This is a genomic window from Pseudomonas sp. ERMR1:02, assembly GCF_002277815.1.
Lineage (GTDB): Bacteria > Pseudomonadota > Gammaproteobacteria > Pseudomonadales > Pseudomonadaceae > Aquipseudomonas.
This window is the reverse complement of sequence record NZ_NKJI01000001.1, coordinates 643815-669126: the sequence shown is the minus strand read 5'-3', so window position 1 is coordinate 669126 and position 25312 is coordinate 643815. Positions and strand designations below refer to the sequence as shown.

Here is a 25312-nt window from a genome sequence, read left to right as displayed (position 1 = left end):
ATGGCATTGTGCCCAGCACTTTAACGGCAGAAATCCGGATTTGCTGAGTGAAAATACTGAGGTATTTGTAAAAGATCGTCACTGGCGACCATCAGAGTCGCCAGTGACGCAAGGGGAGTAATGTTAGAGGTCGTTGTTGAACGGTTGCAGCGGCCCTTGTAGAGCAGTGCGTCCTTCGGCACCGACCGGTTGAAGCAAGATATTGGCGTCCAGCGCCTGGCGGGTGGTGACATTCGGACCGGCCGCTTTTTGTACAACGGCGTTTTCGTCACCCTTTTCGCCCTGTGGGAGTATCAGTGATGGATGATCAAACGGTGCCCGTTCCCATGCGACCCGAGGGTCGGTCAACCCGACTTCCATGAACTTGACCAGTGCATCCACTTCATCCGGGGTGAGGTTCAGTCGGGTCATGTCCGGATCAAGATTTGAGGCGTTGTGCTGATTGACCGCCGGGTGGTCGAATCCGCTGGTGTTACTCGCATCTTCGCCACGCCGGTCGCCGCCACGGTTGTAGAATTCCATGACCTGCTGCAGCGTCGCGCGGCTGCCGTTGTGGAAGTAGGGCCCGGTCAGCGCAATGTTGCGCAACGTCGGAGTCTTGAAGGCGCCATCGACAGAGTCGCGGAAACCGACATTGGGTTTGAGCGTTGGGTCACAAGGAATCGCCGGACTCAAACGCGCTTCGAAGGTGCACACATCGACATCCAGCGGGTCAGGGATCGAGCCACCCTTCAGTACGGTGTTGTACTCGCGGGTGAAAGACAATGGGTTGCCCCAGGCATCCGACCCACCGACCGCCAAGTCTTCCGAGGCCGGACGCACCCCGGTGTTGTAGAAGCCGTTGTCATACAACGTGGTCAGGCCATCTGCCATGACCATGCGCTCGATACGTTCCCGAGGCTGGAACAGTAAACGGCTGCCGGCGTTGGTCAATTCCGCGCCACCGTGGCAACTGATGCACTTGCCCTTACCCAGGAACAGGTTCATGCCCTGGACCTGCTGGTCGTTCATAGCCGTGTGATCGCCCTGCAAATAGGCATCCAATGGTGCCCGGTCCGAGATCAGCGTGGACTCATACATCTGGATCGCCAACCCGAAGAACAACGGGAAGTTCGCTTCCATCTGGGTGTACGGCGCGCCGCCCAAGGAAACCTGCTGCGTGGCGTTCCACAGGCGTGGCTGGAACGCAGCCTTAACCAGCTCGCGGTACGTCGGCCGACGGGCGCCGGACACTGATGCCAGTACTGAATCGGTTGAGGAGATCCGCTGCTGCCTGAGCATCAGGGAGTCGAGCATGCGCCGGCCAATGTCAGCGAAGGTACGACCGCCGCAGGACATTTCCACCGGGCTGCCTGGAGGCCCTACCGATTGCGAGGCGGCGGAAGCATCTTTAAGCGCCAGTCGTACTTTGAGCGCCACGCCGCTGGCGTCCTTGGTCACGTAGATCCGGCATCGGGGTCGCGATTGCCGAAGGGCGAGAAGCCGTTGAACACATTGTTGGCCCGACCATCCCAGAAGTTGCGCACGTTGAACGCAGCGTTGATCACCGTCGGCGCGTTACGCCCGGTGCTGCGGCGAACATTGATGCCGCCTACCTGGAAGATGCCGTCCGGTTGCTGGATGCATTTATCGAAACGAGTCTGTTGAGGCTTGACGAAGTTGGCGTCGAATACGCCTTGTGAACCGATCACGTCGTCGGTCGAATAGAGAATCGCCGAGTTGCGATCCATTGGATCGGCCAATACATGGGTCGGAAAATCGTTTTTCTTCAGCAGATAGTTGGGCCCGCCCTTGCCACCGGATTTGGTAGTGTAGCTCGACACGTCCCCCGGAATGTTGGAGGCGGCAAACGGTTTGTTGAAGATCGACGAGACGTTCGCGTTGGTATTCGCCAGGCCGGGGTTGATCTGATTGGTAGTCCGATGATCGGCGCCCGCGTGGAAGTGGCAGGAGGCGCAAGCAGTAGAACCATCGCTGCCGACATCCATGTCCCAGAACAGCGCTTTGCCCAGCAGAACCGCTGCCGAGCGGTTGAGCACGTAGTCCGTCATCAGATCGACTTTGCGCCCGCCTTCGGTGCCCGACGGGTCGGGTGGCGTCATACCGCGCAGCGATTGCAGTGAGGGCACGTCTGGCACTACCGGATTGACCACTACCGGGTCAGCAGCCCAGGCATTCACGACCGGCAGACCGATGGCAAGCAGAGCGCCCGCCATCGCATGGGACTTACGAGTGGTTCGAAAGATGCTCAAGTACTTATCCATGATGACATTCTCCCAGTACGGAGTAGCCAGGCTCCGTGATTCTCCTGTTGCGAGATGAACTCATCGCCATGAAACCTAATGCTCGCACCCGTAATAACACCAACACAAGTTGGCCTGGCACAGCAAGGCATAACAGGCAAAGTACTCTCTTGGCTCAGGCTTGATTAATTATTGTTATGTCGCACCTCCGAGGGGTGCTTAACCTACTCTAGCCGTAACAAAAAATTTCAACAGCCAAATTTCAATATTTTTTAATTCTGCCCCAGTTAAAAATTGCCGAACGAGAATGCTGGGCAATCAGCCTCAACAGTAATTTCACTTACCCCTCAATTCCGGTGTAGTTTCCCCCACTATCGGGGAACATTCCCCAACAACACATACAGGGCGTTCATCAGTACATCGCAAAGGCCAATATTTAAAGGGCCTAGCGCACCAACCGGCGTTTATAAATAAACTGGCAGAGTAATTGCTAACTCATACAACACAGGGTAAGCGGACATCTAAGAGACCGCCTACCAATCTAACTTTGTGCAAGGGAGAAACAGAAATCAAATACAGATACTCCACTCGTGCGCAAGTTGCACCGCGCAAGCTATGTTTATTTTCATATCGAAACACAATCAATTTTTACAACTAACACCTCAGTATATTTTTCTTGTAACGCCTCTCCCACCTGGCGTAGATATAGACAATACTTCTCAATTAGTACTTATGACTGAGCGCACCCAGCGAGCACCACAACTTCAACTCCGCAGGTTCCCGAACATGGGTATATATCCCCCCTATATTGGTGAATATCAATTCGGCAGTGTTGTGCGCAATATCCTCCCTGACTGCGCAGCCCGCAGTTCTAGTGCGCCGGCGACTATTTGTGACTAATTATTCCATTCAGGCACGCCAACTGCTTTGCAGGCCTCAGGCTCAAGGAAATGTCTATAGCGATTGCGTCCGTAACCGGCCGACGCAATGCAGGATGAAAGCATCCGAACGGTAAGTGTCGACCGTACACAGGCACTTATCCCGTTGGATCGAGCCCCTTCGACACTCACAGCTTTGCGCTTTTCTTGCGCAGGATTCAGCGCAGCAGCAGATCCGTGAATCGATTGGCCGGCAACAGGTCCTGCAATATATTGGAGAGAACCATGAGCTTATTCGTACACGAAAGAGCGCTCGCGACACCACCGCTCCCCAAGCCCTTAAATGGTATTTTCGGTCGCTACGCGCTGCTCGCCAGTGTCGTCGCTGTCGCACTGACCGTTGCTGGGGGAGGTGATGCCTTTGCTAAAGGGGGTACGGCGAAACCCGTCAAGGGCGCGCCCTCGCCATTCACGACACCCACGCTGCCTGATCCGGTTTTCGCAAACCCCACTGCAATTCATGGCTTTGACGTTACAGGTTTTATCCAGAACATGACGCTGGATCCCACTAATGTTAATTGCCCTGGCACCACTGATCCTGGGCGTTTGGGGGTACTGTCCAACTGAACGGCGTTACCATTACCGTCCCTTGCAATACGATTATGCAGATGCCGGCCAACACCCTGACCTGGGCAGAATTCGTCAAGGGCGGATCGCTGGCACTCAACAAGGGACCGACTTCATATCCCTCGTTCGAGATCCACGTGGTAGGTAATACTGTCTCCAACAAGCAAATAGCCGGGCTGATTTTTGTCTCCCAGCAAGCAGCGAACGCTGGTAGTGGGGTCATCACCCGGATCGACTTCACCAATGGCAACCTCGAAGTTGACAGTGGCAACCCGTCGCAACCGACGATCATCCAGATCAACGACCCGAATGGACGTTTTGGCCGCGCCCAAAGCCCCGACCCACGCTTCTCCGTCGATGATGCGAACCCGACTATCCACGCCGCCACCGGCTACCCGATGTGCGTGCCGCGCAGCATTTCCGGGGAAGACGCACTCTGCCCACAGAAAAACCGCCCGAAAGTGGTCACCCCGACAACGACCAATAACTGCCGTAATTTCAGCCAGGCTGGCGTAACTCCTCCTGTCAGTGGAGAGCTTTCCCCTCCGGTGACGGGCCAGACCTATTGCAGCCAATACGTCATGAAGAGATTCAGCGATGCTTCGCGCACTGCAACGGACCCAGACCCGACGCAACAGGCACCGTTCGAGGTGGGCGACTTCATCAGCTATTCCGGCACACTGTTCAAATCAACCACATCCGGAGCTCCGGACTTCATCTCTGCGCATACGATTGAAGCCAACGTCGGCATCTACACTCAGCCCGGTACCCAGCCCAGCTACCTGTCTATCGGGGAGTTCGGTATCGGCACTGCGGACCCAGCGGCAACAGCCATCAACGGTGTAGCTCAGGAAACGCAGGACCGGCTGGTTCTTGAAGCCTCGACAACCGATATAAAGACCCCGGTCGACATTTATCTGATAGATGTCAATCCGTCGACAGGCGTACAAACCAATCGCTGGGTTACACCCTTTGAGATGACTGGTGAATGCGACCCTGCCCTGGGTCTTGCGGCAAGTTGCCTGGGCGCCTCGGGCGGTATTACCACGCAGAACGTCGGACCTCAGCCACAACGCGCCAGGATACGGGCGACCAAGGCACCCACTGGCCTTCTCAGTCAGCCGACCCGAACCTTGCGTGTAGTTGCGCGCTCACTGTGTGTTCCACAGCAAACGGCCTCACAAACCGTCGTAGACAGTTGCATCCAGAACGCCAGCAGGCTGACGGTAGCCAATGGATTGGTCGCTGGACAGTACGTGGCGCCCGTGTTTGAGTTCATCTTTCCGGAAGGCGTCAAGCCTGGCGATCCCGTTGTACCGAACGATTTCTGGCACCTGCCATTCATACGTAACGGAGAGGGCGCGAATTCTCCAGGCGGTGTCGGTCCTTTAGCCCCAACGCCATGGTGATCATGGGTCTGACGACCGAGCAAAAAAAAACCGCCGCTCCCGAGGGAGCGGCGGTTTTTTTAAGGACTGTATTAAGGCTTAGTAACCCAGTGCGAAGTCTTCTTCTTTCATGTCCATCAGGTTGTTGGCTCCCGACAGCATGGTTACAACGTGAGTGCGGGTACGCGGCAGTATGCGCTGGAAGTAGAAGCGCGCAGTCTGCAGCTTGGCGGTGTAGAACGCCTGGTCGGAAGTGCCAGCAGCCAGTTTTTCGGCCGCCAGGCGCGCCATGTCGGCCCAGAAGTAGGCCAGGCAGGCGTAACCGGAATACATCAGGTAGTCCACCGAGGCCGCGCCCACTTCTTCGCGATCCTTCATGGCGGCCATACCGACCTTCATGGTCAGCTCGCCCCATTCCTTGTTCAGAGCAGCCAGCGGTGCGACGAACTCTTTGACCGCTTCGTTGCCTTCGTTGGTCTGGCAGAACTTGTGCACGATCTTGGTGAAGCCTTTCAGAGCCTCGCCTTGAGTCATCAACACTTTACGGCCCAGCAGGTCGAGTGCCTGGATGCCAGTGGTGCCTTCGTACAGCATGGAAATGCGGCTGTCGCGAACGTTCTGCTCCATGCCCCACTCGGCGATGAAGCCGTGGCCGCCGTAGATCTGCACGCCGTGGTTAGCCGATTCGAAACCGACTTCGGTCATAAAGGCTTTAGCGATTGGCGTCATGAAAGCCAGCAGTGCGTCGGCTTTCTTCTTCTCTTCTTCATCCACGCCGTACTTGACGATGTCGACCTGCTTGGCGGTGAAGTAAACCATCGCACGGTTGCCTTCGGCGAACGCCTTCATGGTCAACAGCATGCGGCGTACGTCAGGGTGCACGATGATTGGGTCAGCGGCTTTTTCCGGTGCTTTCGGGCCAGTCAGCGAGCGCATTTGCAGGCGATCACGAGCGTATTTCAGACCACCCTGGAAGCCGATTTCAGCGTGGGCGAGGCCTTGCAACGCGGTACCCAGACGTGCGGTGTTCATGAAGGTGAACATGCAGTTCAGGCCTTTGTTCGCCGGGCCGATCAGGAAACCGGTGGCCGCGTCGAAGTTCATCACGCAGGTGGCGTTGCCGTGGATGCCCATCTTGTGTTCCAGGGAACCGCAGGACACTGCGTTACGGGCGCCGATCGAACCATCAGCGTTCGGCAGGAACTTCGGAACGATGAACAGCGAGATGCCTTTGGTACCGGCCGGTGCATCCGGCAGGCGGGCCAGCACGATGTGGACGATGTTATCGGCCATGTCGTGTTCACCGGCCGAGATGAAGATCTTGGTGCCGGACACTTTGTAGGAGCCGTCGGCCTGTGGTTCGGCCTTGGTGCGCAGCATGCCCAGGTCGGTACCACAGTGAGGTTCGGTCAGGCACATGGTGCCGGTCCATTCACCGGAAACCAGTTTGGTCAGGTAAGCCTCTTGCTGCTCAGGCGTGCCGTGCTCGGAGATGGTGTTCATCGCGCCATGGGACAGGCCTGGGTACATGCCCCACGACCAGTTGGCTTCGCCGACCATTTCGCTTACAGCCAGGCCGAGGGACTCCGGCAGGCCTTGACCGCCGTGCTCCACGTCGTGTGCCAGGCTTGGCCAGCCGCCTTCGACGAATTGCTTGTAGGCCTCTTTGAAGCCAGTCGGGGTTTTAACGCCGGACTCGCTCCAGGTGCAGCCTTCGAGGTCGCCCACGCGGTTCAGCGGAGCCAGCACCTGCTCACAAAACTTGGCGCCTTCTTCGAGAATGGCGTCAACCATGTCCGGAGTTGCGTCTGCGCAAGCCGGAAGGCTCTGATAGTGCGCTTCGTAGCCGAGCAGTTCGTCACGAACGAAGCGAATATCACGCAAGGGGGCCTTGTAGTCAGGCATAGCGATAAACCTCTGCTGATGTAACCGTGAATGAACGACCGCGTGGATTTGTTGTGGCGGTCAAACAGTTGTTTGAAACATACGTTTACGCCAAAAGCTTGTCAAGCTTCGATCTTTTGCCGCTCGTCATCGCCCCATGCCATGCAGGGACGCGCAGCCGTGCAATGGCGCTGAACAAGCAACACGCCGTGTAGGAAAGAATAGTTTGCAGAGAAGGACTTACGCAGAAAAACGCCGCGAATGATCGCGGCGTCAGTGGTGCAGGTTCAGGGAAGAGAATCAGGCGAAGGTATCGATCAGCGTACCGAGCACTTCATCGGATGCCTTGGCGACCTTGGCGCCCAACTCCACCTGCAGTTTGCCTTGGGCCATTTCCACCATGTTGCTGGTCAGGTCCGATTGCTGGCTGCGATCAACCGAACGCAGGCGATCAGCCTGAAGCTCGGAAGATTGGCTGGTGACCGAACGCTCGAGCGTATTGTTGGCGATTTGCCCGGCGGCTTGATCGACGCGGTTCTGCCCTGTCTGAATAGTGCTCAAACCGGCATAAAAAGCGGTGTTTCCTGAGATTTCCATGGGAGAACTCGTCCTTGTAAAGGATCAACAGCGGCCATTGAAGCAGACCCGCCTGAGAAACGCCCGTCAAAAACACTAATGGCACAGTGCCTTATCATAGACAAAGCCCTTTCCAAAACTTCAGTCCAGCAAATCCAGCTGAAGATGCTCCGCCACTGCTTCGGCCGTCACTACTTTGAGTTTCGGCACCCGCCCAAGGCATGGCGCCGGGATTCGTTCGGCGAGGGTCGCCAGGTTTTCTTCCAGGCGCGAGGTCTTCGCATCGATGATGTTGGCCACCCACCCCGCCAGTTGCAAACCGTCCTGAGCAATCGCCTCAGCCGTCAACAACGCATGGCTGATGCACCCCAGACGCACGCCGACCACAAGAATCACCGGCAGATCCAACGCCATCGCCAGGTCCGACAGGTTGTCCTGATCCGCCAGAGGCACGCGCCAGCCGCCGGCGCCCTCGATCAAGGTGAAATCGGCCTGCATTTCGAGAATCTGCTGCATGGGCGTCAACAACGACTGCACCGTCAACGTCACACCCGCCTCGCGCGCCGCAAGATGCGGGGCGATTGCGGGCTCGAACGCCACCGGGTTGACCTGTGCATAAGTCAACGGCACCGAGCATTCAGCCAACAGCGCCAGCGCATCAGCGTTGCGTAAGCCCTTGGGCGTCACGTCGCAACCCGAGGCGACCGGTTTACCCGCCGCCGTACTAAGGCCTGCCGACCGCGCGGCGTACAGCAAACCGGTGGCCACCGTGGTTTTGCCGACATCGGTGTCGGTGCCGGTGATGAAATAGGCTGATCTCATAAGGGTTTCTCCATCATGGCGTACACCACTTGATAAGTCGCCGGCAGGCCCTGGGCCTGACGAAACTGCTCATAAGCCTCAATCAAACCCAGAATCCGCGCCCGGCCAGTCAATCCGCCCGGCCGACCTGGGTTGAGGTTGTGTGCGCCCAGGGCCTTGAGTTCATGGGTCAGGCTGCGCACATCCGGGTAATACAGCACATGGGGACGGGTTTGCAGACTGATCGCCTGCAAACCGCTGGCCGCGCATAACTGCTGATAAACCGCGAATTCACGGAAACGGTTGACATGAACCATGCCATCCACCTGCCGCCAACTGTCACGCAGTTCAAACAACGTGCCCACGCACAGACTAGCAAACGCGAAAATTCCGCCAGGTTTGAGCACGCGATGGGCCTCGCTGAGCACCGAAGTGAAATCCGCGCACCACTGCACCGCCAGACTGGAGAAGATAAGATCGCAAGTCGAGTCGCGCATCGGCAATCGCTCGGCATCCCCGGCAATGAAGTGCGTGGCGCCGCCCAATGGTCGGGCGTGATTGAGCATGCCTTCTGCGATGTCCAACGCCACCCCATGACTGGCAGGGAACCGATCACCCAGCGCGCGACTGAAATGCCCGGTGCCGCAACCCAGGTCGAGCCAACGCTCCGGTACGAAATCTTCCGGCAAACGGCGCAGCAGTTGACTGCCAACATCACGCTGCAATTGGGCCACGCTGTCGTAACTCGCTGCCGCACGGGAAAAGGAGGCCGCTACCTGGCGCTTGTCGGGCAAACCGCCGGGCTGCTTTGGAGGGGGAAGCACAAGGGATAAATCAGTCATCGCCGCACTCATGCAAAAAGCCTGGATCGCCCCCGCCACACCGTGGGGGTCTTCCAGAAGAAACGCGTGGCTGGCCTGTTCAATCAGGCCAATCTCTACATCGGGAAGCAACGTCAGCAGGTCCCCCGCCGCTTCGGCCGGCACCAAACCATCGAGGCCGGCAAACAAATGCAATTGCGGACCGCGAAAGGCTTGCAAGGCTTGCCGGGTATCCAGTTGCGCGAGCATTTCCAGACCGCTTATCAACACGGGCGCTGCGCTATGCGGCGCACCACCAAGCAGCAATCGCGACAACCCACGCGGGTCTTCGGCACCTTGTGCACAGAGCAACGAAAAGCGTTTCAGCGTCGTGCGCGGATCGGCGGCACAGCCCGCCAGAAACGCATCGAAGGTTTCCCCGGGCATCGCGCTCGGCCACTGCTCATGGCTGACAAAAGAGGGATTGCTCGCCAGAGTGAACAAGCCGCAGCAACGATCGCCACGACGCGCCGCCAACTCCGACGCAAGCATGCCGCCCAAAGACCAACCACCGAGCCAGGCGTCCTGAGGGATCGTTGAGTCGAGCTCATCGAGCCATTCTTCAAGGTCGCTCGATTCCAGTTCCGGCAATGGCTCGATTTCCACGCGCAGGTGTTCATCCAGGCCCTGCAAGGCCACCGCCAACGGTTCCAGCGGCGAAATCCCGAGGCCCCAACCGGGCAGCAGAATCAGTTGATCACGCATCGCTTGGCTCCGGTCCCAGTTGCTCGAAACAATCGGCCAATCCCTCTAACAATAGCTGCACCTGTGCTTCGCTGTGGGCGGCGGTCAGCGTCACGCGCAGACGGGCGCTGCCGGCAGGCACGGTTGGCGGGCGGATCGCAGTCACCATCAAACCGCGTTCGCGCAGCATCTGCGACAAGCGCACCGCGCGCCCGGCGTCGCCGATCATGATTGGCTGGATCGGCGTAAAGCTGTCCATCAGCTCCAGGCCAATCTGCTCGGCGCCGTGGCGGAACTGGCGGATCAGGGTCTGCAGATGTTCACGACGCCAATGCTCGCTGCGCAGCAGTTCCAGGCTTTTCAGCGTGGCGCAAGCCAGGGCCGGAGGTTGGCTGGTGGTGTAGATGTAGGGCCGGGCGAACTGGATCAGGCTCTCGATCAATTCTTCGCTGCCGGCGACAAAAGCCCCCGCCGTACCGAACGCCTTGCCGAGGGTGCCTACCAGAACCGGCACCTCTTCCATACTCAGGCCGAAATGCTCGACGATGCCGCCACCGTTGGCGCCCAACGGACCAAAACCGTGAGCATCATCGACCATCAGCCACGCACCTTTGGTCTTGGCTACCCGGGCCAGCGCCGGCAGGTCGGCGATGTCGCCGTCCATGCTGAATACGCCGTCGGTAACCACCAGCGTATTGCCGGTGGCTTTTTCAAGGCGTGTGGCCAGGCTCGTCGAGTCGTTGTGCAAGTAGCGATTGAAACGCGCGCCAGACAACAACCCCGCATCCAGTAGCGAGGCATGATTGAGGCGGTCTTCGAGCACCGTATCGCCCTGCCCCACCAACGCCGTGACCGCGCCCAGATTAGCCATGTAACCGGTGCTGAACAGCAGCGCTCGCGGGCGCCCGGTCAGGTCGGCCAGGGCTTCTTCCAAGGCATGGTGCGGGGCGCTGTGGCCGATCACCAGATGCGAGGCACCGCCACCGACGCCCCACTTCGCAGCACCCGCGCGCCAGGCTTCAATCACTTGCGGGTGATTGGCCAGACCCAGGTAGTCGTTGTTGCAGAACGCCAGCAACGGCTGGCCATCGACCACGACTTGCGGGCCTTGCGGGCTTTCGAGTAGCGGGCGTTGGCGGTAGAGGTTTTCGGCACGACGGGCAGCCAGGCGTGCGGCGAGATCGAAAGACATGCAGGCCTCGCGAGAAGGAAACACAAATAACCTCTGTAGGAGCGAGGCTTGCCCGCGAAGGCCTCACCGCGATCGGTCAGAAAGACCACGGCGTCTCATTCGCGGGCAAGCCTCGCTCCTACAGGGCGGGGGAAAGATCAAACAGCGGCGTTATAAAACTGCTCGCTGCTCTTCTGCTCCACCAGCGCCTGTTCGATAGCCGCCTGATGCACTTCATCGGCATGCTCTTCGCGGGCTTCCGGCAGGATCCCTAAGCGCCCGAACAGCTGCATGTCCTTGTCGGCCTGAGGGTTAGCGGTGGTCAGCAGTTTTTCGCCGTAGAAAATCGAGTTGGCACCGGCGAAGAAGGCCAGGGCCTGCATTTGCTCGTTCATGGCTTCGCGGCCGGCAGACAGCCGTACGTGCGATTGCGGCATCAGGATCCGGGCGACAGCGAGCATGCGGATGAAGTCGAACGGGTCGACGTCGTCGGCGTTTTCCAACGGCGTGCCGGCCACTTTCACCAGCATGTTGATCGGCACCGACTCCGGATGCTCCGGCAGGTTGGCCAACTGGATCAGCAGGTTGGCGCGGTCATCGAGGGACTCGCCCATGCCAAGGATGCCGCCAGAGCAGATCTTCATCCCCGAGTCACGCACGTAGGCCAGCGTTTGCAGGCGCTCGCCGTAGGTGCGGGTGGTGATGATGCTGCCGTAGAACTCCGGCGAGGTGTCGAGGTTGTGGTTGTAGTAATCGAGGCCGGCCTTGGCCAGCGCTTCGGTCTGCTCCTGATCGAGACGACCGAGGGTCATGCAGGTTTCCAGGCCCAGAGCCTTCACGCCTTCGACCATTTTCAGTACATATGGCATGTCTTTGGCCGACGGATGCTTCCACGCCGCGCCCATGCAGAAACGGGTCGAACCAATGGCCTTGGCACGAGCGGCCTCTTCGAGGACCTTCTGCACTTCCATCAGTTTTTCTTTTTCCAGACCGGTGTTGTAGTGACCGGACTGCGGACAATATTTGCAATCTTCCGGGCAGGCGCCGGTTTTGATCGACAACAGTGTCGATACCTGGACGCGGTTGGCGTCGAAATGCGCGCGGTGCACCGTCTGCGCCTGGAACAACAAGTCATTGAATGGTTGAACGAAGAGTGCTTTGACTTCGGCCAAAGACCAGTCATGACGCAGGGTTGCAGTGGTGCTGGCGCTCATGGGCGTTACCTTTGTTTTAAGCAGGGCAAGGTTTTATGCTGGGCAAGCGGCTGAGGGATGGAATAGCCACAGACGCTACACGGATGTTCGGCATATTTAAGGAAGAGCGATGCGCTGTCAACCACGACACGAAGGGCAGGTTTACATCTGGTTAAAAAACAAACAATCCTGCCTACTCTGCGATGAGGACGCCGATGGCGCCACGCCTCTGTGCATGGCCTGCGAAACCGAGCTTCCCTGGCTCGGCGATCACTGCCAGACCTGCGCCCTGCCATTACCCGCGGCGGGCCTGACCTGTGGGCAATGCCTGAAGCTACCGCCGGCCTTCGAACGGGTCATAGCACCCTGGTCTTACAGCTTCCCGATAGACAGCCTGATCACCCGCTTCAAACACAGCGCGAAGTGGCCGTTTGGCCACCTGCTTGCCGAACTTGTCGCTCAGGCGCTGCAACATCGCTTCAATGATGATCTGCCGCGGCCCGATTTGCTGCTGCCCGTACCACTGGCCATACGACGACTGCGCCAACGGGGGTTCAATCAGGCCGCGATGCTGGCGCGCTGGCTCAGCACCCGCCTTGACTTACCTTGCGACGAACGGTTGCTCCTGAGAATTCAGGACACCGGCGCGCAACAAGCGTTGAACGCCAACGAACGACGGAAAAACCTGCGCAATGCTTTTGCGCTAGCACCCGACGCATCGTTCAAAGGACTTCACCTGGCATTGGTGGACGACGTGCTGACCACCGGCGCCACGGCGCAGGCACTGGCCCGCCTGCTGATGGACGCAGGCGCCGCCCGGGTCGACGTCTATTGCCTGGCCCGCACTCCCAAACCCGGTTGAAACCAATCCTGTAGGAGCGAGCATGCTCGCGAAGAACCCGAGAGCGCCACGGGGAAACAGGCTTCCCGCGTCATCGTTATCGACCATCGCGAGCACGCTCGCTCCTACAGGGATTGTGGCTCGACTTGACTCCCGTGCCTCCAGCAGCCAACGTCCTCACCACCGACACAAACAAAGCGCCCTGCCATGTCCTTGCCCACGCTGCTGTCCCAGCACATCGTCCGCCGCCCACAACGCATCGCCCTGTTGCAGCACATTGCCGAACAGGGTTCGATCACCCGTGCGGCGAAAAGCGCAGGCCTGAGCTACAAGGCCGCCTGGGACGCCATCGATGAACTCAACAACCTCGCGCACAAACCACTGGTGGAACGCAGTGTCGGCGGCAAGGGCGGTGGTGGCGCCAAGCTGTCCAGCGAAGGCGAGCGGGTTTTGCGCCTGTATCAAAAGCTGCAAGCGTTACAGGCCCAGGTGCTGGAAGCCGCCGAAGACGCCAGCGACCTCGACCTGCTCAGCCGCTTGATGCTGCGCACCAGCGCGCGCAATCAGTTGCACGGCAAGATTGCGGCCATCGAAACCCAGGGACACAACGACAGGATTCGCCTTGAACTGGCTGAAGGCTTGAGCATCGATGCGCAAATCACCCACGACAGCACCCTGCGCCTGGAGCTGCAACCGGGCACTGAAGTGGTGGCTTTGATCAAGGCCGGCTGGCTCGACCTGCTGGGAGCCGACGACATCGCAACACCCGGATACAGTTGCCTCAAAGGCACTGTCGAAGAAATTCTCGACGCCGAAAACGGCCCCAGCGAGGTGCGCATCGGCCTGCCCAATGGCCAGACACTCTGCGCCTTGGCCGAACCCGAGCATCTGCGATCCCGGGGACTGAGTGCCGGAAAACCGGTGAGTGTGCAATTTTCACCGTCCAACGTGCTGCTAGGCACGCCGCTGTAAACGCACTGCAACAAAATTTTCATCAAGCATCATTAAGGTGACTGCAAAAACCGCAGGGAGCCTGATGTGAGCCTATTGGAAGAAAACCAAACCACCGACCTCGAACAAATGGTCGGCCTCAGCCGTCGTGGATTCATCAGCGCCGGCGCCCTGTGCGGCGCCGCGATGTTTCTTGGCGGTAATCTGCTGAGCCGTAGTGTGCTGGCCGCCAGTGTCAGCGCTGGCACCAGCCAATTGCTGGGTTTCGACAGCATCCCCGCCGCCACCGCTGACAGCATCAGCCTGCCGCCCGGCTACAAATCTTCGGTGTTGATCAGTTGGGGCCAGCCCCTGCACAAGAACGGCCCGGCCTTCGACCCGAGCGGCAATGGCAGCGCCGGGCATCAGGAAGTCCAGTTCGGCGACAACAACGACGGCATGAGCCTGTTCGCCTTTCCCGACGACCACAACCGGGCGCTGATGGCGATCAACAACGAATACACCAATTACCGCTACCTCTTCCCCCATGGCGGCATACCACAATCGGCCGAAGAAGTGCGCAAGGCGCTGGCCGCCGAAGGCGTGACGGTGATCGAAGTGCAGCGCAACAACGGTCACTGGCAGTTCGTCCAGGATTCGCGCTTCAACCGACGTATTCATGGTCATTCGCCGATCAGCCTGAGCGGTCCGGCCGCCGGTCACGATCTGCTGAAAACCAGTGCCGATCCGCACGGTAAAACAGTCCTCGGCACCTTCCAGAATTGCGCCAACGGCAAGACACCGTGGGGCACCTATCTGACCTGCGAAGAGAACTTCACCGACTGCTTCGGCAGCAGCAATGCCGAGCAAAAGTTCGACGCCGCACAGAAACGCTACGGTGCGGTGGCGGCCAGCAAAGACATCAACTGGCATCAACATGATCCGCGCTTCGACCTGGCGAACAATCCCAACGAACTCAACCGCCACGGCTGGGTGGTCGAGATCGACCCGTTCGATCCGCAATCGACCCCGGTCAAGCGCACCGCGCTGGGTCGCTTCAAACATGAAAACGCCGCCCTGGCTGAAACCAGTGACGGCCATGCCGTGGTGTACATGGGCGACGATGAGCGCGGCGAGTTCATCTACAAATTCGTCAGCCACGACAAGATCAACCACAAAAACCCCAAGGCCAACCACGACCTGCTGGACCAGGGCACTTTGTACGTAGCGCGCTTCGACGCCGGCGACGGCAACGCCGATCACCCCAAAGGCCAGGGCGAATGGATCGAACTGAGCCATGGCAAAAACGGTATCGATGCCGGCAGCGGTTTTGCCGATCAAGCCGAGGTGCTGATTCATGCGCGCCTGGCGGCCAGCGTGGTCAAGGCCACGCGCATGGATCGCCCGGAATGGATCGTGGTGAGTCCCAAGGATGGTCAGGTTTATTGCACTCTGACCAACAACGCCAAACGCGGCGAAGACGGGCAACCGGTGGGTGGACCAAATCCACGGGAGAAGAACGTCTACGGGCAAATCCTGCGTTGGCACACCGACCGCGACGATCACGGCTCAAAGACCTTTGCCTGGGATTTGTTCGTAGTCGCCGGCAACCCGCAAGTGCATACCGGCACGCCGAAGGGCGGCTCGCCGAACATCACGCCGCAGAACATGTTCAACAGCCCGGATGGCCTGGGCTTCGACGACGCCGGACGCTTGTGGATTCTCACCGACGGCGATGCAAGCAATGCCGGGGACTTTGCCGGGATGGGCAACAACCAGATGCTTTGCGCCGACCCGGCGACCGGCGAAATTCGCCGTTTCATGGTCGGGCCGATTGGCTGCGAGGTGACAGGCATCAGCTTCTCGCCGGATCAGAAGACGTTGTTTGTCGGGATTCAGCATCCAGGTGAAAACGGTGGCTCGACCTTCCCCGAGCACTTGCCCAACGGCAAGCCACGGTCATCGGTGATTGCCATTACCCGTGAGGATGGCGGGATCGTCGGCGCCTGACCCGGCCTCTTCGCGGGCAAGCCTCGCTCCTACAGATCGTATACACCTCCCTGTAGGAGCGAGGCTTGCCCGCGAAGGCGTCAGCCCAAACACCCCACATCCCAACCCCACCCACTAAAGACGGCCCGTCTGCGCTACCATGCCTGGCCGGACGCAGCAGCCTGCTGCGCGCAGGAGTCAGCATGGCCCACCCGTTTGAAACCCTCACCCCAGACCTCGTACTCGATGCCGTCGAAAGCATCGGCTTCTTGAGTGACGCCCGCATCCTGGCGCTCAATAGCTACGAGAACCGCGTCTATCAGGTCGGCATCGAAGACTCCGAGCCACTGATCGCCAAGTTCTATCGCCCGCAACGCTGGACCAACGAAGCGATTCTGGAAGAACACCAATTCACCTTCGAACTCGCTGAGGTCGAGGTGCCGGTCGTTGCGCCGATGATCCACAACGGTGAAACCCTGCACGAACACAACGGTTTCCGTTTCACCCTGTTTCCTCGTCGGGGCGGTCGTGCGCCGGAGCCGGGCAATCTCGATCAGCTGTATCGACTGGGGCAACTGTTGGGTCGACTGCATGCGGTCGGTGCCACCAAATCCTTCGAGCACCGTGAAGCACTGGCGGTAAAAAACTTCGGACATGACTCGCTGACTACATTGCTCGAAGGCAATTTCGTACCCAAGAGCCTGCTGCCAGCCTACGAGTCCGTGGCCCGCGATCTGCTCAAGCGTGTGGAACAGGTTTACAACGACACGCCGCACCAGAACATCCGCATGCACGGCGATTGCCACCCCGGCAACATGATGTGCCGCGACGAGATGTTCCACATCGTCGACCTCGACGACTGCCGCATGGGTCCGGCAGTGCAGGACATCTGGATGATGCTGGCCGGTGACCGCCAGGAATGTCTGGGGCAGCTGTCGGAATTGATGGACGGCTACAACGAGTTCCACGACTTCGACCCGCGAGAACTGGCGCTGATCGAACCTTTGCGTGCCCTGCGCCTGATGCACTACAGCGCCTGGCTCGCCCGCCGCTGGGACGACCCGGCATTCCCCCGCAGCTTTCCGTGGTTCGGCACCGAGCGGTATTGGGGTGATCAGGTGTTGGCGTTGCGTGAACAACTTGCGGCACTCAACGAAGAACCCCTAAAACTCTTCTGAAAACCACCCCCCGTAGGAGCGAGGCTTGCCCGCGAAGAACGATAACTCGGTACCACAGACAAACCGCATTATCGTTCTTCGCGGGCAAGCCTCGCTCCTACAAAAAGCCTCATACATCTATACAATCGTTTCTTTGTTAGCTGCCTAAGCAAGGATTCTGCATGCAAGCTGCCAACCCGCGTCGCGGGTACATTCTGGGCCTGACCGCCTACATCATCTGGGGACTTTTCCCGCTCTACTTCAAAGCTATCGCCAGCGTGCCCGCCGTGGAGATCATCATCCACCGCGTGCTGTGGTCGGCGCTGTTCGGTGCCTTGTTGCTGATGGTCTGGAAGCACCCGGGTTGGTGGCGCGAGCTGCGCGAGAATCCGCGACGGCTGGCGATACTGGCCTTGAGCGGTACATTGATCGCGGCCAACTGGCTGACCTACGTCTGGTCAGTGAACAACGGACGCATGCTCGAAGCCAGTCTCGGTTACTACATCAACCCACTGGTGAACGTACTGCTGGGCATGCTGATCCTCGGCGAACGGCTGCGACGCATGCAGTGGATTGCCGTGGCTCTGGCGACCATCGGTGTGGCGCAACAGGTGTGGCAGGTCGGCAGTCTGCCGTGGGTTTCGCTGGTGCTGGCTCTGACCTTCGGGTTTTACGGACTGATCCGCAAGCAAGCACCGGTCAAGGCGCTGCCGGGCCTAGTGGTGGAAACCTGGATGCTGGTGCCGATTGCCATCGCGTGGCTGCTGTTCAATCCAACCGCCCACAGCGCCCAAGCCGAGTTCTGGACCACATCCGAGGCCTGGTGGCTGGTGGCCGCTGGCCCGGTGACGCTGGTACCGCTGGTGTGTTTCAACGCCGCTGCCCGGCATTTGCCCTACACCACCTTGGGATTCCTTCAGTACGTGGCGCCAACGCTGGTGTTGCTGCAAGCCGTGCTGCTGTTTGGCGAACACTTGTCATCCAGCACGTTGACGGCGTTCATCTTTATCTGGGCCGGTCTGGCGGTTTACAGCATTGATGCGTGGATAAGTCTGCGCCGTCGCAGCTGATCAAAAAACGTACAAAACCCTACAGGCCAGAATTCGCGTGGCCTGTATCGTTCCGTCCCAAGGTTATCCACAGCGTCATCCCCGGCGTTTGTGCGCAAGTCACTGAATAGTGGTGATTTTTTGATCAACACTCGCCAAGCCACAGCGGATGTGGCCTGGCGGGCTGTCTCTACAGGTTATCCACAGGCAGGTGCACGTTAAATCTGGATAACACGATCAAGGTTCACTGCGCAGAACCAATTCCACCATCAGGTCGTCGGCCAGGGTTTCCAGACGTGATTGCAGCACGTCCAGGGATAGCGTCAACGGCACCGCAAGGATCGCTTCGGCATGGAACAGCGGCTCGCTGCTCATCGGCGCCGGGCGCACTTCCGTTACCAGCCGCTCCAGATTGACGCCCTGCTCGCTCAGCAACCGGGTGATATCGCGCACGATCCCCGGCCGGTCATTGCCCACCAGTTCCATGGCAATCGGTTTCCAGGTGCAGGATTGCTCGATGCCACTTTCGGCGATCATCACGCGAATGCCTTGGGCAGACAACGCTAGCAGTGCATTCACCAGCTCGTCGTAGCCTTCGGCCGGAACGCCCACCCGAAGAATCCCGGCGAATTGCCCAGCCATGCGCGACATGCGGCTTTCCAGCCAGTTACCGCCATGCTCGGCAATGCATTGGGCAATGCGCTCAACCTGCCCGGGCTTGTCCGGAGCGAAAACAGTGAGTACGAGGTGATCCATGGCGCAGCCCTCTGGTCATGATTTTTGTTATGGAAAGGCAAGTATAGGCAAGGGTTCATCTTGCGCTGACAGGTCTGACGCCTTCGCGGGCAAGCCTCGCTCCTACAGGCGAATGGCGCACCACCGACAGAACAGAAAACCACAAATCGTGTACAACTTTTTATATTTAACTGGAACAATCTCATGTTTTTTTGAGAACATCCCGATCCCCGACGTGACCGCAATGCGTCATGGGGTCGCAGAACGACGTAATTAGTCTGATTTTCACAAGCGCAATTCATCATGTAGTATGCCGCAGCGCGCACTACATAACGTTGGTTCGATGTCTGCCACAGGCGCAGTCACATCCCTGAAAGCCCCGTCAGCAAGGCATTAAAAGCCTTTGACTGGTCCCAACCCAGCCGTCAGAAATGGCATGCACTGGTCGCAGGGTTTGTGGTTTAAATGCCAGGGGCTTCATTGTTAAATTGAAGAGCTGAAAAGCGAAATAGCTGAGCAGAGTGAGGCAAGCAATGACTGAACACGTTCAAGTCGGTGGCCTGCAGGTCGCCAAAGTCCTGTTCGACTTCGTGAACAACGAAGCCATTCCCGGAACCGGCCTCAGCGCCGATCAGTTCTGGGCCGGTGCCGACAAGGTCATTCATGACCTGGCACCGAAGAACAAAGCCCTACTCGCCAAACGCGATGATTTCCAGGCTCGTATCGACGGCTGGCACCAAGCGCGTGCCGGTCAATCACACGACGCCGTGGCTTATAAAGCCTTCCTGCAAGACATCGGTTATCTGCTGCCAGAAGCGGCCGATTTCCAGGCTACGACGCAAAACGTCGATGACGAAATCGCCCGCATGGCCGGTCCACAGCTTGTGGTACCGGTGATGAACGCCCGTTTCGCCCTCAATGCCTCGAACGCCCGCTGGGGTTCGCTGTATGACGCGCTCTACGGCACCGACGCCATCAGCGAAGCTGACGGCGCGGAAAAAGGCAAAGGCTACAACAAGGTTCGCGGCGACAAGGTCATCGCCTTCGCCCGCGCCTTCCTCGACGAAGCGGCGCCACTGGCAGCTGGTTCCCACGTCGACTCCACCCGCTACAGCATTGTCGACGGCAAACTGGTGGTCGCCCTGAAAGGTGGCAGCAACACTGGCCTGCGCAACGATGCACAGCTGATCGGCTTCCAGGGCGAAGCCTCGGCACCGACCGCGATCCTGCTGAAAAACAACGGCCTGCATTTCGAAATCCAGGTTGATGCCAGCACCCCGGTCGGCCAGACCGACGCTGCCGGCGTCAAAGACATCCTGATGGAAGCCGCGCTGACCACCATCATGGACTGCGAAGACTCCGTCGCCGCCGTCGATGCCGATGACAAAGTGGTGATCTACCGCAACTGGCTCGGCCTGATGAAGGGTGATTTGTCTGAAGAAGTCGCCAAAGGCGACAAGACCTTCACCCGCACCATGAACGCCGACCGCACCTACACCGCTGTCGACGGCAGCGAACTGAGCCTGCACGGTCGCTCGCTGTTGTTCGTGCGCAACGTCGGTCACCTGATGACCATCGACGCGATCCTCGATAAAGACGGCAACGAAGTGCCGGAAGGCATCCTCGATGGCCTGGTGACGTGCCTGGCGGCCATGCACAACCTGAATGGCAATACGTCGCGCAAAAACACGCGCACCGGCTCGGTCTACATTGTTAAGCCGAAGATGCACGGCCCTGAAGAAGCCGCGTTCACCAACGAGCTGTTCGGGCGCATCGAAGACGTGCTGGGCCTGCCGCGCAACACCCTCAAAGTCGGGATCATGGACGAGGAGCGTCGCACCACGATCAACCTCAAGGCCTGCATCAAGGCGGCGAGCGAGCGTGTAGTGTTCATCAACACCGGTTTCCTCGACCGCACCGGCGATGAAATCCACACCTCGATGGAAGCCGGCCCGATGGTGCGCAAGGCGGACATGAAGGCGGAAAAATGGATCGGCGCCTACGAGAACTCCAACGTCGATATCGGTTTGAGCACCGGCCTGCAAGGCCGTGCGCAGATCGGTAAAGGCATGTGGGCCATGCCTGACCTGATGGCGGCGATGCTCGAACAAAAAATCGCTCACCCATTGGCCGGCGCCAACACCGCCTGGGTACCTTCGCCAACCGCCGCTGCACTGCACGCGCTGCACTACCACAAGGTTGACGTGTTCGCCCGTCAGGCCGAGCTGGCCAAACGTGCACATGCGTCAGTGGACGACATCCTGACCATCCCACTGGCGGTCAACCCGCAGTGGACTGCCGAGCAGATCAAGAACGAACTGGACAACAATTCTCAGGGCATCCTTGGTTATGTAGTGCGCTGGATCGACCAGGGCGTCGGCTGTTCGAAAGTGCCGGACATCAACGACGTCGGCCTGATGGAAGACCGTGCCACGCTGCGTATTTCCAGCCAACACATCGCCAACTGGCTGCGTCACGGCATCGTCACCGAAGATCAGGTGATGGAAAGCCTCAAGCGCATGGCGCCGGTGGTTGACCGTCAGAATGCCAACGACCCGCTGTATCGCCCGCTGGCGCCGAACTTCGACAGCAACATTGCCTTCCAGGCGGCGGTCGAACTGGTGATCGAAGGCACCAAACAGCCGAACGGCTACACCGAGCCGGTTCTGCATCGTCGTCGTCGCGAGTTCAAGGCTGCCAATGGCCTGTAACTGAGCGCTGGTGCCGGACATGAAAAAGCCCTGATCTTTCGATCAGGGCTTTTTTTGTTCGCTTGGAACCTGCGGCGCTGCCTTCGCGGGCAAGCCTCGCTCCTACAGAATGGCGGTCATTCACGATCCTGTGTTGATCGTTCCCACGCTCCGCGTGGGAATGCAGCCCGGGACGCTCCGCGTCCCTGCCGAAGCGGACGCGGAGCGTCCATTGAGGCATTCCCACGCAGAGCATGGGAACGATCTTGCTTAAGACTCCATCCCCAACTCATGTTTGACCAACCCCAGCAACTTGACGGTATCGATGGGCTTGAGCAGAAAGTCCACCACGCTCAAATGCATCGCGGCGATGGCATCTTTTACATCGGCATCGCCGGAAACAATGATAAACGGCATCGCCGCCCGCACCGATTCGCGCACCTGGCGGATCAGGTCCAGGCCATCGACATTTCTCATCCGCAGATCGGTAATCACCAGGCCGATCGAGGGTTTCTCTTCCAGCATCTTGAGTGCAGTTTCACCACTGGCCGCTGTCATGCAACGAATGCCGTCCAACGCCAGAATCTCTGACAGCAACTCTCGGGCGTCCTTGTCGTCGTCAACGATCAGCACCCGCTGCGGCGGCAGGTCGGGTTCCAGCATGACGGCACTCAGCGCTTCGCGCTCGGCGTCACTCAAAATATCGTGGTCGGACATGGCGCTCTCTACATGTTCAGTTCGGTTCCCTAGCACATTGGTGAGACATCGCTAAGCAGACCTTCAATGTGCACTTCGTCGGACAATTTTCCAAGCGCAGAATAGAGCGATTTTTCCCGCATTTGCGTAAGGTTTTTCCGACATTCCATCACACTGATTACCTACCTAGACTTACGTCCAATGGGCACCCAGACCGCAGGGGTCGACCATGGGTGAGTCATCCGACAACAACAAATCCAAAAAAGACTGCGGTAATGGTTATGAGTAATGCGGACGCCTTCACACAGGCAGGGAAAACTGCGGTGTTGCAGAACATCCAGGGCACTTTGCAATTCCTTCAGCGGTTCCCGCCCTTCAATCAGATGGAGCACGCCCATCTGGCGTACCTGGTTGAGCAATGTCAGTTGCGTTTTTATGGGCCCGGCGAAAGCATCATCAAGCCCGCCGATGGCCCGGTTGAGCACTTTTACATCGTCAAACAGGGTCGGGTGGTGGGCGAGCGTCCGCATTCGGCCAAGGGTGGCACCGAAACTACCTTCGAAATCACCACTGGCGAGTGCTTCCCTCTCGCCGCGCTGTTGGGAGAGCGTGCCACCCGTACCGAACACCTGGCCGCCGAAGACACTTTTGCCTACAGCTCAATAAGCTGGCGTTCATCAAGCTATTCGCCATTTCCCACACGTTTCGCGACTTTGCCCTGCGCGGTGTGAGCAGCCTGCTGGATCAGGTCAACCAGCAAGTCCAGCAAAAAGCCGTGGAAACCCTCGGCACCCAGTACTCGCTGAACACTCGCCTGGGTGAATTGGCCATGCGCCATCCGGTGACGTGCAGCCCGACCACGCCTCTGCGTGAAGCCGTGACCCTGATGCATGAGCAGCAGGTCGGCAGCATTGTGGTAGTCAACGAACACAAAGCGCCGCTGGGGATTTTCACCCTGCGCGATTTACGCCAGGTGGTGGCCAACGGCATCGGTGATTTCAACGAGGTCATCGAGCGGCACATGACTCAAGCGCCCTTCTACCTGACCCCGGACCACAGTGCTTTCGATGCGGCGATTTCCATGACCGAGCGGCATATTGCCCACGTCTGCCTGGTCAAGGATCAGCGCCTGTGCGGTGTGGTGTCCGAACGGGATCTGTTTTCCCTGCAACGGGTTGATCTGGTGCACCTGGCCCGTACCATTCGCAGCGCCCAACGCGTGGAAAACCTGGTGATACTGCGTGGCGAGATCGGCCAGCTGGTGGAGCGCATGCTGGCCCACGGCGCGTCTTCGACACAGATCACCCACATCATCACCCTGCTCAACGACCACACCGTGTGCCGGGTGATCGAACTGACCCTGGCGGAGAAAGGCGACCCCGGCGTGCCGTTCAGTTGGCTGTGCTTCGGCAGCGAAGGTCGCCGCGAACAGACACTGCACACCGATCAGGACAACGGCATTCTGTTCGAAGCCCGGGACGCGGCACACGCCGCAGAAATTCGCGGAAAGTTGTTGCCCATCGCCCACCAAATCAATCAGAGCCTGGCGCTCTGTGGCTTCACTTTGTGCAAGGGCAACATCATGGCCGGCAATCCCGAGCTGTGCTTGTCCAGGGTCGAATGGGCTCGACGCTTCGGCGCGTTCATTCGTGAGGCCACGCCGGAGAATTTGCTGGGTTCAAGCATCTATTTCGATTTGCGCGTGGTCTGGGGCAGCGAGCAAGGCTGTGAGCAGTTGCGTCGCGGGATTCTCGACCAGGTCGGCGACAACCGTCTGTTCCAGCGCATGATGGCCGAGAACGCCTTGCGTAATCGACCGCCTGTAGGGCGTTTCCGCGAGTTTGTGCTGGCGCGGAAAAATGGCGAGAAAGCCACACTGGACCTGAAGATTCAGGGCCTGACGCCATTTGTCGACGGGGCCCGATTGCTGGCCTTGGCCCACGGTATCGAGGCCAACAATACCCTGGAGCGTTTCCGCCAACTGGTGGATAAAGAAGTCATCGAGCCGCTGGATGGCGCCGCGTACGAAGAGGCGTATCACTTCATTCAGCAAACCCGCATGCAGCAACATCAACTACAAACCCGGGAGAATCTGCCCTACTCCAACCGGGTCGATCCGGACAGTCTCAATCATCTGGATCGGCGAATCCTGCGAGAATCCCTGCGCCAGGCGCAACGCCTGCAAAGCAGTCTGGCCCTGCGGTATCAGCTATGAGCCTGTTTTCATGGCTGCGCCCGGCCACCCCGATCCTGACCGGTGAACTGCAACAACGTCTGCAACGCTTGCCGGCGTCGACCGCGCTCGGCGAATGCAGCCTGCGCGAACAGCGCTGGGTGGTGCTCGACCTGGAAACCACCGGGCTGAACCTGAACAAGGATCGGGTGTTGTCCATCGGCGCAGTGGTGATCGAGGATGGTGCAATCGATTTCAGTCAGCAGTTCGAACGCACCCTGCAATGCGCCGAACTCAAACTCAGCCCCAGCGTGCTGATTCACGGCCTGGGGCCCAGTGCGATTGCCGCCGGCAGCGACCCGGCCCAGGCGTTGCTCGAGTTCATGGAGTTCGTCGGCGACAGTCCGCTGCTGGCCTTTCATGCGCCGTTCGACCAGCACATGCTCGGGCGCGCACTGAAAGATCATCTGGGCTACAAGTTGCAGCACGCCTTTCTGGATGTGGCGGACATCGCACCGCTGCTGTGTCCGCAGGCCAACATCCGCGAGGCAGGGCTGGACGAGTGGATCGACTGGTTCAAGCTGGAAGTCTTCGAGCGCCACAACGCCAGCGCCGATGCCCTGGCCACCGCCGAACTGGCATTGATCCTGTTCAGCCGGGCGCGGCAGCAGCAGGTTCATAGCCCGATGAATTTGCAACAGCGGTTGAATCAGTGGAAGCGGCGACAAAATATGCCGTCTTTCTGAT

Annotated in this window: 17 protein-coding genes and 3 pseudogenes; 10 read left to right on the top strand and 10 right to left on the bottom strand. The window is 59.1% G+C overall.

All coding sequences use genetic code 11. The annotated features are described in order from the left end of the window. Positions 1-123 precede the first annotated feature (123 nt). Positions 124-2216, bottom strand: a pseudogene (locus tag CES87_RS03215) (cytochrome-c peroxidase). 1190 nt (positions 2217-3406) lie between these two features. On the opposite strand from CES87_RS03215, the gene CES87_RS32825 reads away from it, so the two are divergent. Then, positions 3407-3748 carry a hypothetical protein gene (locus tag CES87_RS32825; protein ID WP_256590814.1) on the top strand — a complete coding sequence of 114 codons (342 nt, stop codon included), beginning with the start codon at positions 3407-3409 and terminating at the stop codon, positions 3746-3748. Positions 3749-3789: 41 nt separating this feature from the next. Beyond that, positions 3790-5157 (top strand): hypothetical protein, encoded by a 1368-nt coding sequence (locus tag CES87_RS03210; RefSeq protein WP_256590813.1) that lies wholly within the window; start codon positions 3790-3792, stop codon positions 5155-5157. A 78-nt stretch (positions 5158-5235) separates the two neighbouring features. Here CES87_RS03210 and CES87_RS03205 read toward each other — a convergent pair whose 3' ends face one another. The 7 genes and pseudogenes from CES87_RS03205 to bioB all read right to left on the bottom strand — a co-directional run bounded on the left by CES87_RS03205 (position 5236) and on the right by bioB (position 12326). Beyond that, the gene (locus tag CES87_RS03205) at positions 5236-7041 is read right to left on the bottom strand and encodes a phenylacyl-CoA dehydrogenase (RefSeq protein ID WP_128604930.1); all 1806 of its coding nucleotides are present in this window, start codon (positions 7039-7041) and stop codon (positions 5236-5238) included. 279 nt (positions 7042-7320) lie between these two features. Next, positions 7321-7617 (bottom strand): pyrroloquinoline quinone biosynthesis protein PqqE, encoded by a 297-nt coding sequence (locus CES87_RS03200; RefSeq protein ID WP_128604929.1) that lies wholly within the window; start codon positions 7615-7617, stop codon positions 7321-7323. Between the two features lie 120 nt (positions 7618-7737). Beyond that, entirely contained in the window at positions 7738-8418 is a 681-nt protein-coding gene (bioD, locus tag CES87_RS03195; RefSeq protein WP_128604928.1) for a dethiobiotin synthase, read from the bottom strand. Beyond that, positions 8415-9239: a malonyl-ACP O-methyltransferase BioC gene (bioC, locus tag CES87_RS03190; RefSeq protein ID WP_128605002.1), complete on the bottom strand. Its 825-nt coding sequence runs from the start codon at positions 9237-9239 to the stop codon at positions 8415-8417. Before bioC ends, bioD begins: the two co-directional genes overlap by 4 nt. Continuing rightward, positions 9232-9962: pseudogene (locus tag CES87_RS03185) on the bottom strand (alpha/beta fold hydrolase). Before CES87_RS03185 ends, bioC begins: the two are co-directional and overlap by 8 nt. Beyond that, positions 9955-11133 carry an 8-amino-7-oxononanoate synthase gene (bioF, locus tag CES87_RS03180; RefSeq protein WP_128604927.1) on the bottom strand — a complete coding sequence of 393 codons (1179 nt, stop codon included), beginning with the start codon at positions 11131-11133 and terminating at the stop codon, positions 9955-9957. Before bioF ends, CES87_RS03185 begins: the two are co-directional and overlap by 8 nt. Positions 11134-11270: 137 nt before the next feature. Further along, the gene (gene bioB / locus CES87_RS03175; protein ID WP_128604926.1) at positions 11271-12326 is read right to left on the bottom strand and encodes a biotin synthase BioB; all 1056 of its coding nucleotides are present in this window, start codon (positions 12324-12326) and stop codon (positions 11271-11273) included. A 109-nt stretch (positions 12327-12435) separates the two neighbouring features. Here bioB and CES87_RS03170 point away from each other — a divergent pair, with 109 nt between their 5' ends. From CES87_RS03170 to rarD, 5 genes are all read left to right on the top strand, one after another. Then, a complete protein-coding gene (locus CES87_RS03170; RefSeq protein WP_128604925.1) occupies positions 12436-13167 on the top strand; it encodes a ComF family protein in 732 nt (243 codons plus the stop codon). A 186-nt stretch (positions 13168-13353) separates the two neighbouring features. Beyond that, a complete protein-coding gene (locus CES87_RS03160; RefSeq protein ID WP_128604924.1) occupies positions 13354-14118 on the top strand; it encodes a TOBE domain-containing protein in 765 nt (254 codons plus the stop codon). A 66-nt stretch (positions 14119-14184) separates the two neighbouring features. Beyond that, complete coding sequence (locus CES87_RS03155; RefSeq protein WP_128604923.1) at positions 14185-16086, top strand: PhoX family phosphatase; 1902 nt, start codon at positions 14185-14187, stop codon at positions 16084-16086. A 182-nt stretch (positions 16087-16268) separates the two neighbouring features. After that, a complete protein-coding gene (locus CES87_RS03150; protein WP_128604922.1) occupies positions 16269-17243 on the top strand; it encodes a serine/threonine protein kinase in 975 nt (324 codons plus the stop codon). A gap of 161 nt (positions 17244-17404) precedes the next feature. Then, positions 17405-18292, top strand: a complete 888-nt coding sequence (gene rarD / locus CES87_RS03145) for an EamA family transporter RarD (protein ID WP_128604921.1) — start codon at positions 17405-17407, stop codon at positions 18290-18292. Positions 18293-18508: 216 nt separating this feature from the next. Here the strand turns inward: rarD and CES87_RS03140 are convergent, their stop codons facing one another. Continuing rightward, positions 18509-19027, bottom strand: a complete 519-nt coding sequence (locus tag CES87_RS03140; protein ID WP_128604920.1) for a glycine cleavage system protein R — start codon at positions 19025-19027, stop codon at positions 18509-18511. A gap of 512 nt (positions 19028-19539) precedes the next feature. Between CES87_RS03140 and CES87_RS03135 the strand changes: the two genes are divergently transcribed. Further along, positions 19540-21717 carry a malate synthase G gene (locus tag CES87_RS03135; protein ID WP_128604919.1) on the top strand — a complete coding sequence of 726 codons (2178 nt, stop codon included), beginning with the start codon at positions 19540-19542 and terminating at the stop codon, positions 21715-21717. Positions 21718-21966: 249 nt separating this feature from the next. On the opposite strand, the gene CES87_RS03125 is transcribed toward CES87_RS03135, so the two are convergent. Then, positions 21967-22413, bottom strand: coding sequence for a response regulator (locus CES87_RS03125; protein ID WP_128604917.1), 447 nt, complete (start codon positions 22411-22413; stop codon positions 21967-21969). Between the two features lie 260 nt (positions 22414-22673). On the opposite strand from CES87_RS03125, the pseudogene CES87_RS03120 reads away from it, so the two are divergent. Next, a pseudogene (locus CES87_RS03120) lies at positions 22674-24607 on the top strand (putative nucleotidyltransferase substrate binding domain-containing protein). Then, the gene (locus CES87_RS03115) at positions 24604-25311 is read left to right on the top strand and encodes a PolC-type DNA polymerase III (RefSeq protein ID WP_128604916.1); all 708 of its coding nucleotides are present in this window, start codon (positions 24604-24606) and stop codon (positions 25309-25311) included. The pseudogene CES87_RS03120 and the gene CES87_RS03115 overlap by 4 nt, the downstream one beginning before the upstream one ends. Position 25312: the final 1 nt, after the last annotated feature.

Bases quoted from the DNA above. Each gene is read 5' to 3' on its own strand.
- bioD (WP_128604928.1), bottom strand. From the start codon at position 8,418: ATGAGATCAGCCTATTTCATCACCGGCACCGACACCGATGTCGGCAAA.
- CES87_RS03150 (WP_128604922.1), top strand. From the start codon at position 16,269: ATGGCCCACCCGTTTGAAACCCTCACCCCAGACCTCGTACTCGATGCC.
- CES87_RS03210 (WP_256590813.1), top strand. From the start codon at position 3,790: ATGCCGGCCAACACCCTGACCTGGGCAGAATTCGTCAAGGGCGGATCG.
- CES87_RS03200 (WP_128604929.1), bottom strand. From the start codon at position 7,617: ATGGAAATCTCAGGAAACACCGCTTTTTATGCCGGTTTGAGCACTATT.
- bioC (WP_128605002.1), bottom strand. From the start codon at position 9,239: ATGACTGATTTATCCCTTGTGCTTCCCCCTCCAAAGCAGCCCGGCGGT.
- CES87_RS03160 (WP_128604924.1), top strand. From the start codon at position 13,354: ATGTCCTTGCCCACGCTGCTGTCCCAGCACATCGTCCGCCGCCCACAA.
- bioB (WP_128604926.1), bottom strand. From the start codon at position 12,326: ATGAGCGCCAGCACCACTGCAACCCTGCGTCATGACTGGTCTTTGGCC.
- CES87_RS03115 (WP_128604916.1), top strand. From the start codon at position 24,604: ATGAGCCTGTTTTCATGGCTGCGCCCGGCCACCCCGATCCTGACCGGT.
- CES87_RS03140 (WP_128604920.1), bottom strand. From the start codon at position 19,027: ATGGATCACCTCGTACTCACTGTTTTCGCTCCGGACAAGCCCGGGCAG.
- rarD (WP_128604921.1), top strand. From the start codon at position 17,405: ATGCAAGCTGCCAACCCGCGTCGCGGGTACATTCTGGGCCTGACCGCC.
- CES87_RS03135 (WP_128604919.1), top strand. From the start codon at position 19,540: ATGACTGAACACGTTCAAGTCGGTGGCCTGCAGGTCGCCAAAGTCCTG.
- CES87_RS03125 (WP_128604917.1), bottom strand. From the start codon at position 22,413: ATGTCCGACCACGATATTTTGAGTGACGCCGAGCGCGAAGCGCTGAGT.
- CES87_RS03205 (WP_128604930.1), bottom strand. From the start codon at position 7,041: ATGCCTGACTACAAGGCCCCCTTGCGTGATATTCGCTTCGTTCGTGAC.
- bioF (WP_128604927.1), bottom strand. From the start codon at position 11,133: ATGTCTTTCGATCTCGCCGCACGCCTGGCTGCCCGTCGTGCCGAAAAC.
- CES87_RS03170 (WP_128604925.1), top strand. From the start codon at position 12,436: ATGCGCTGTCAACCACGACACGAAGGGCAGGTTTACATCTGGTTAAAA.
- CES87_RS32825 (WP_256590814.1), top strand. From the start codon at position 3,407: ATGAGCTTATTCGTACACGAAAGAGCGCTCGCGACACCACCGCTCCCC.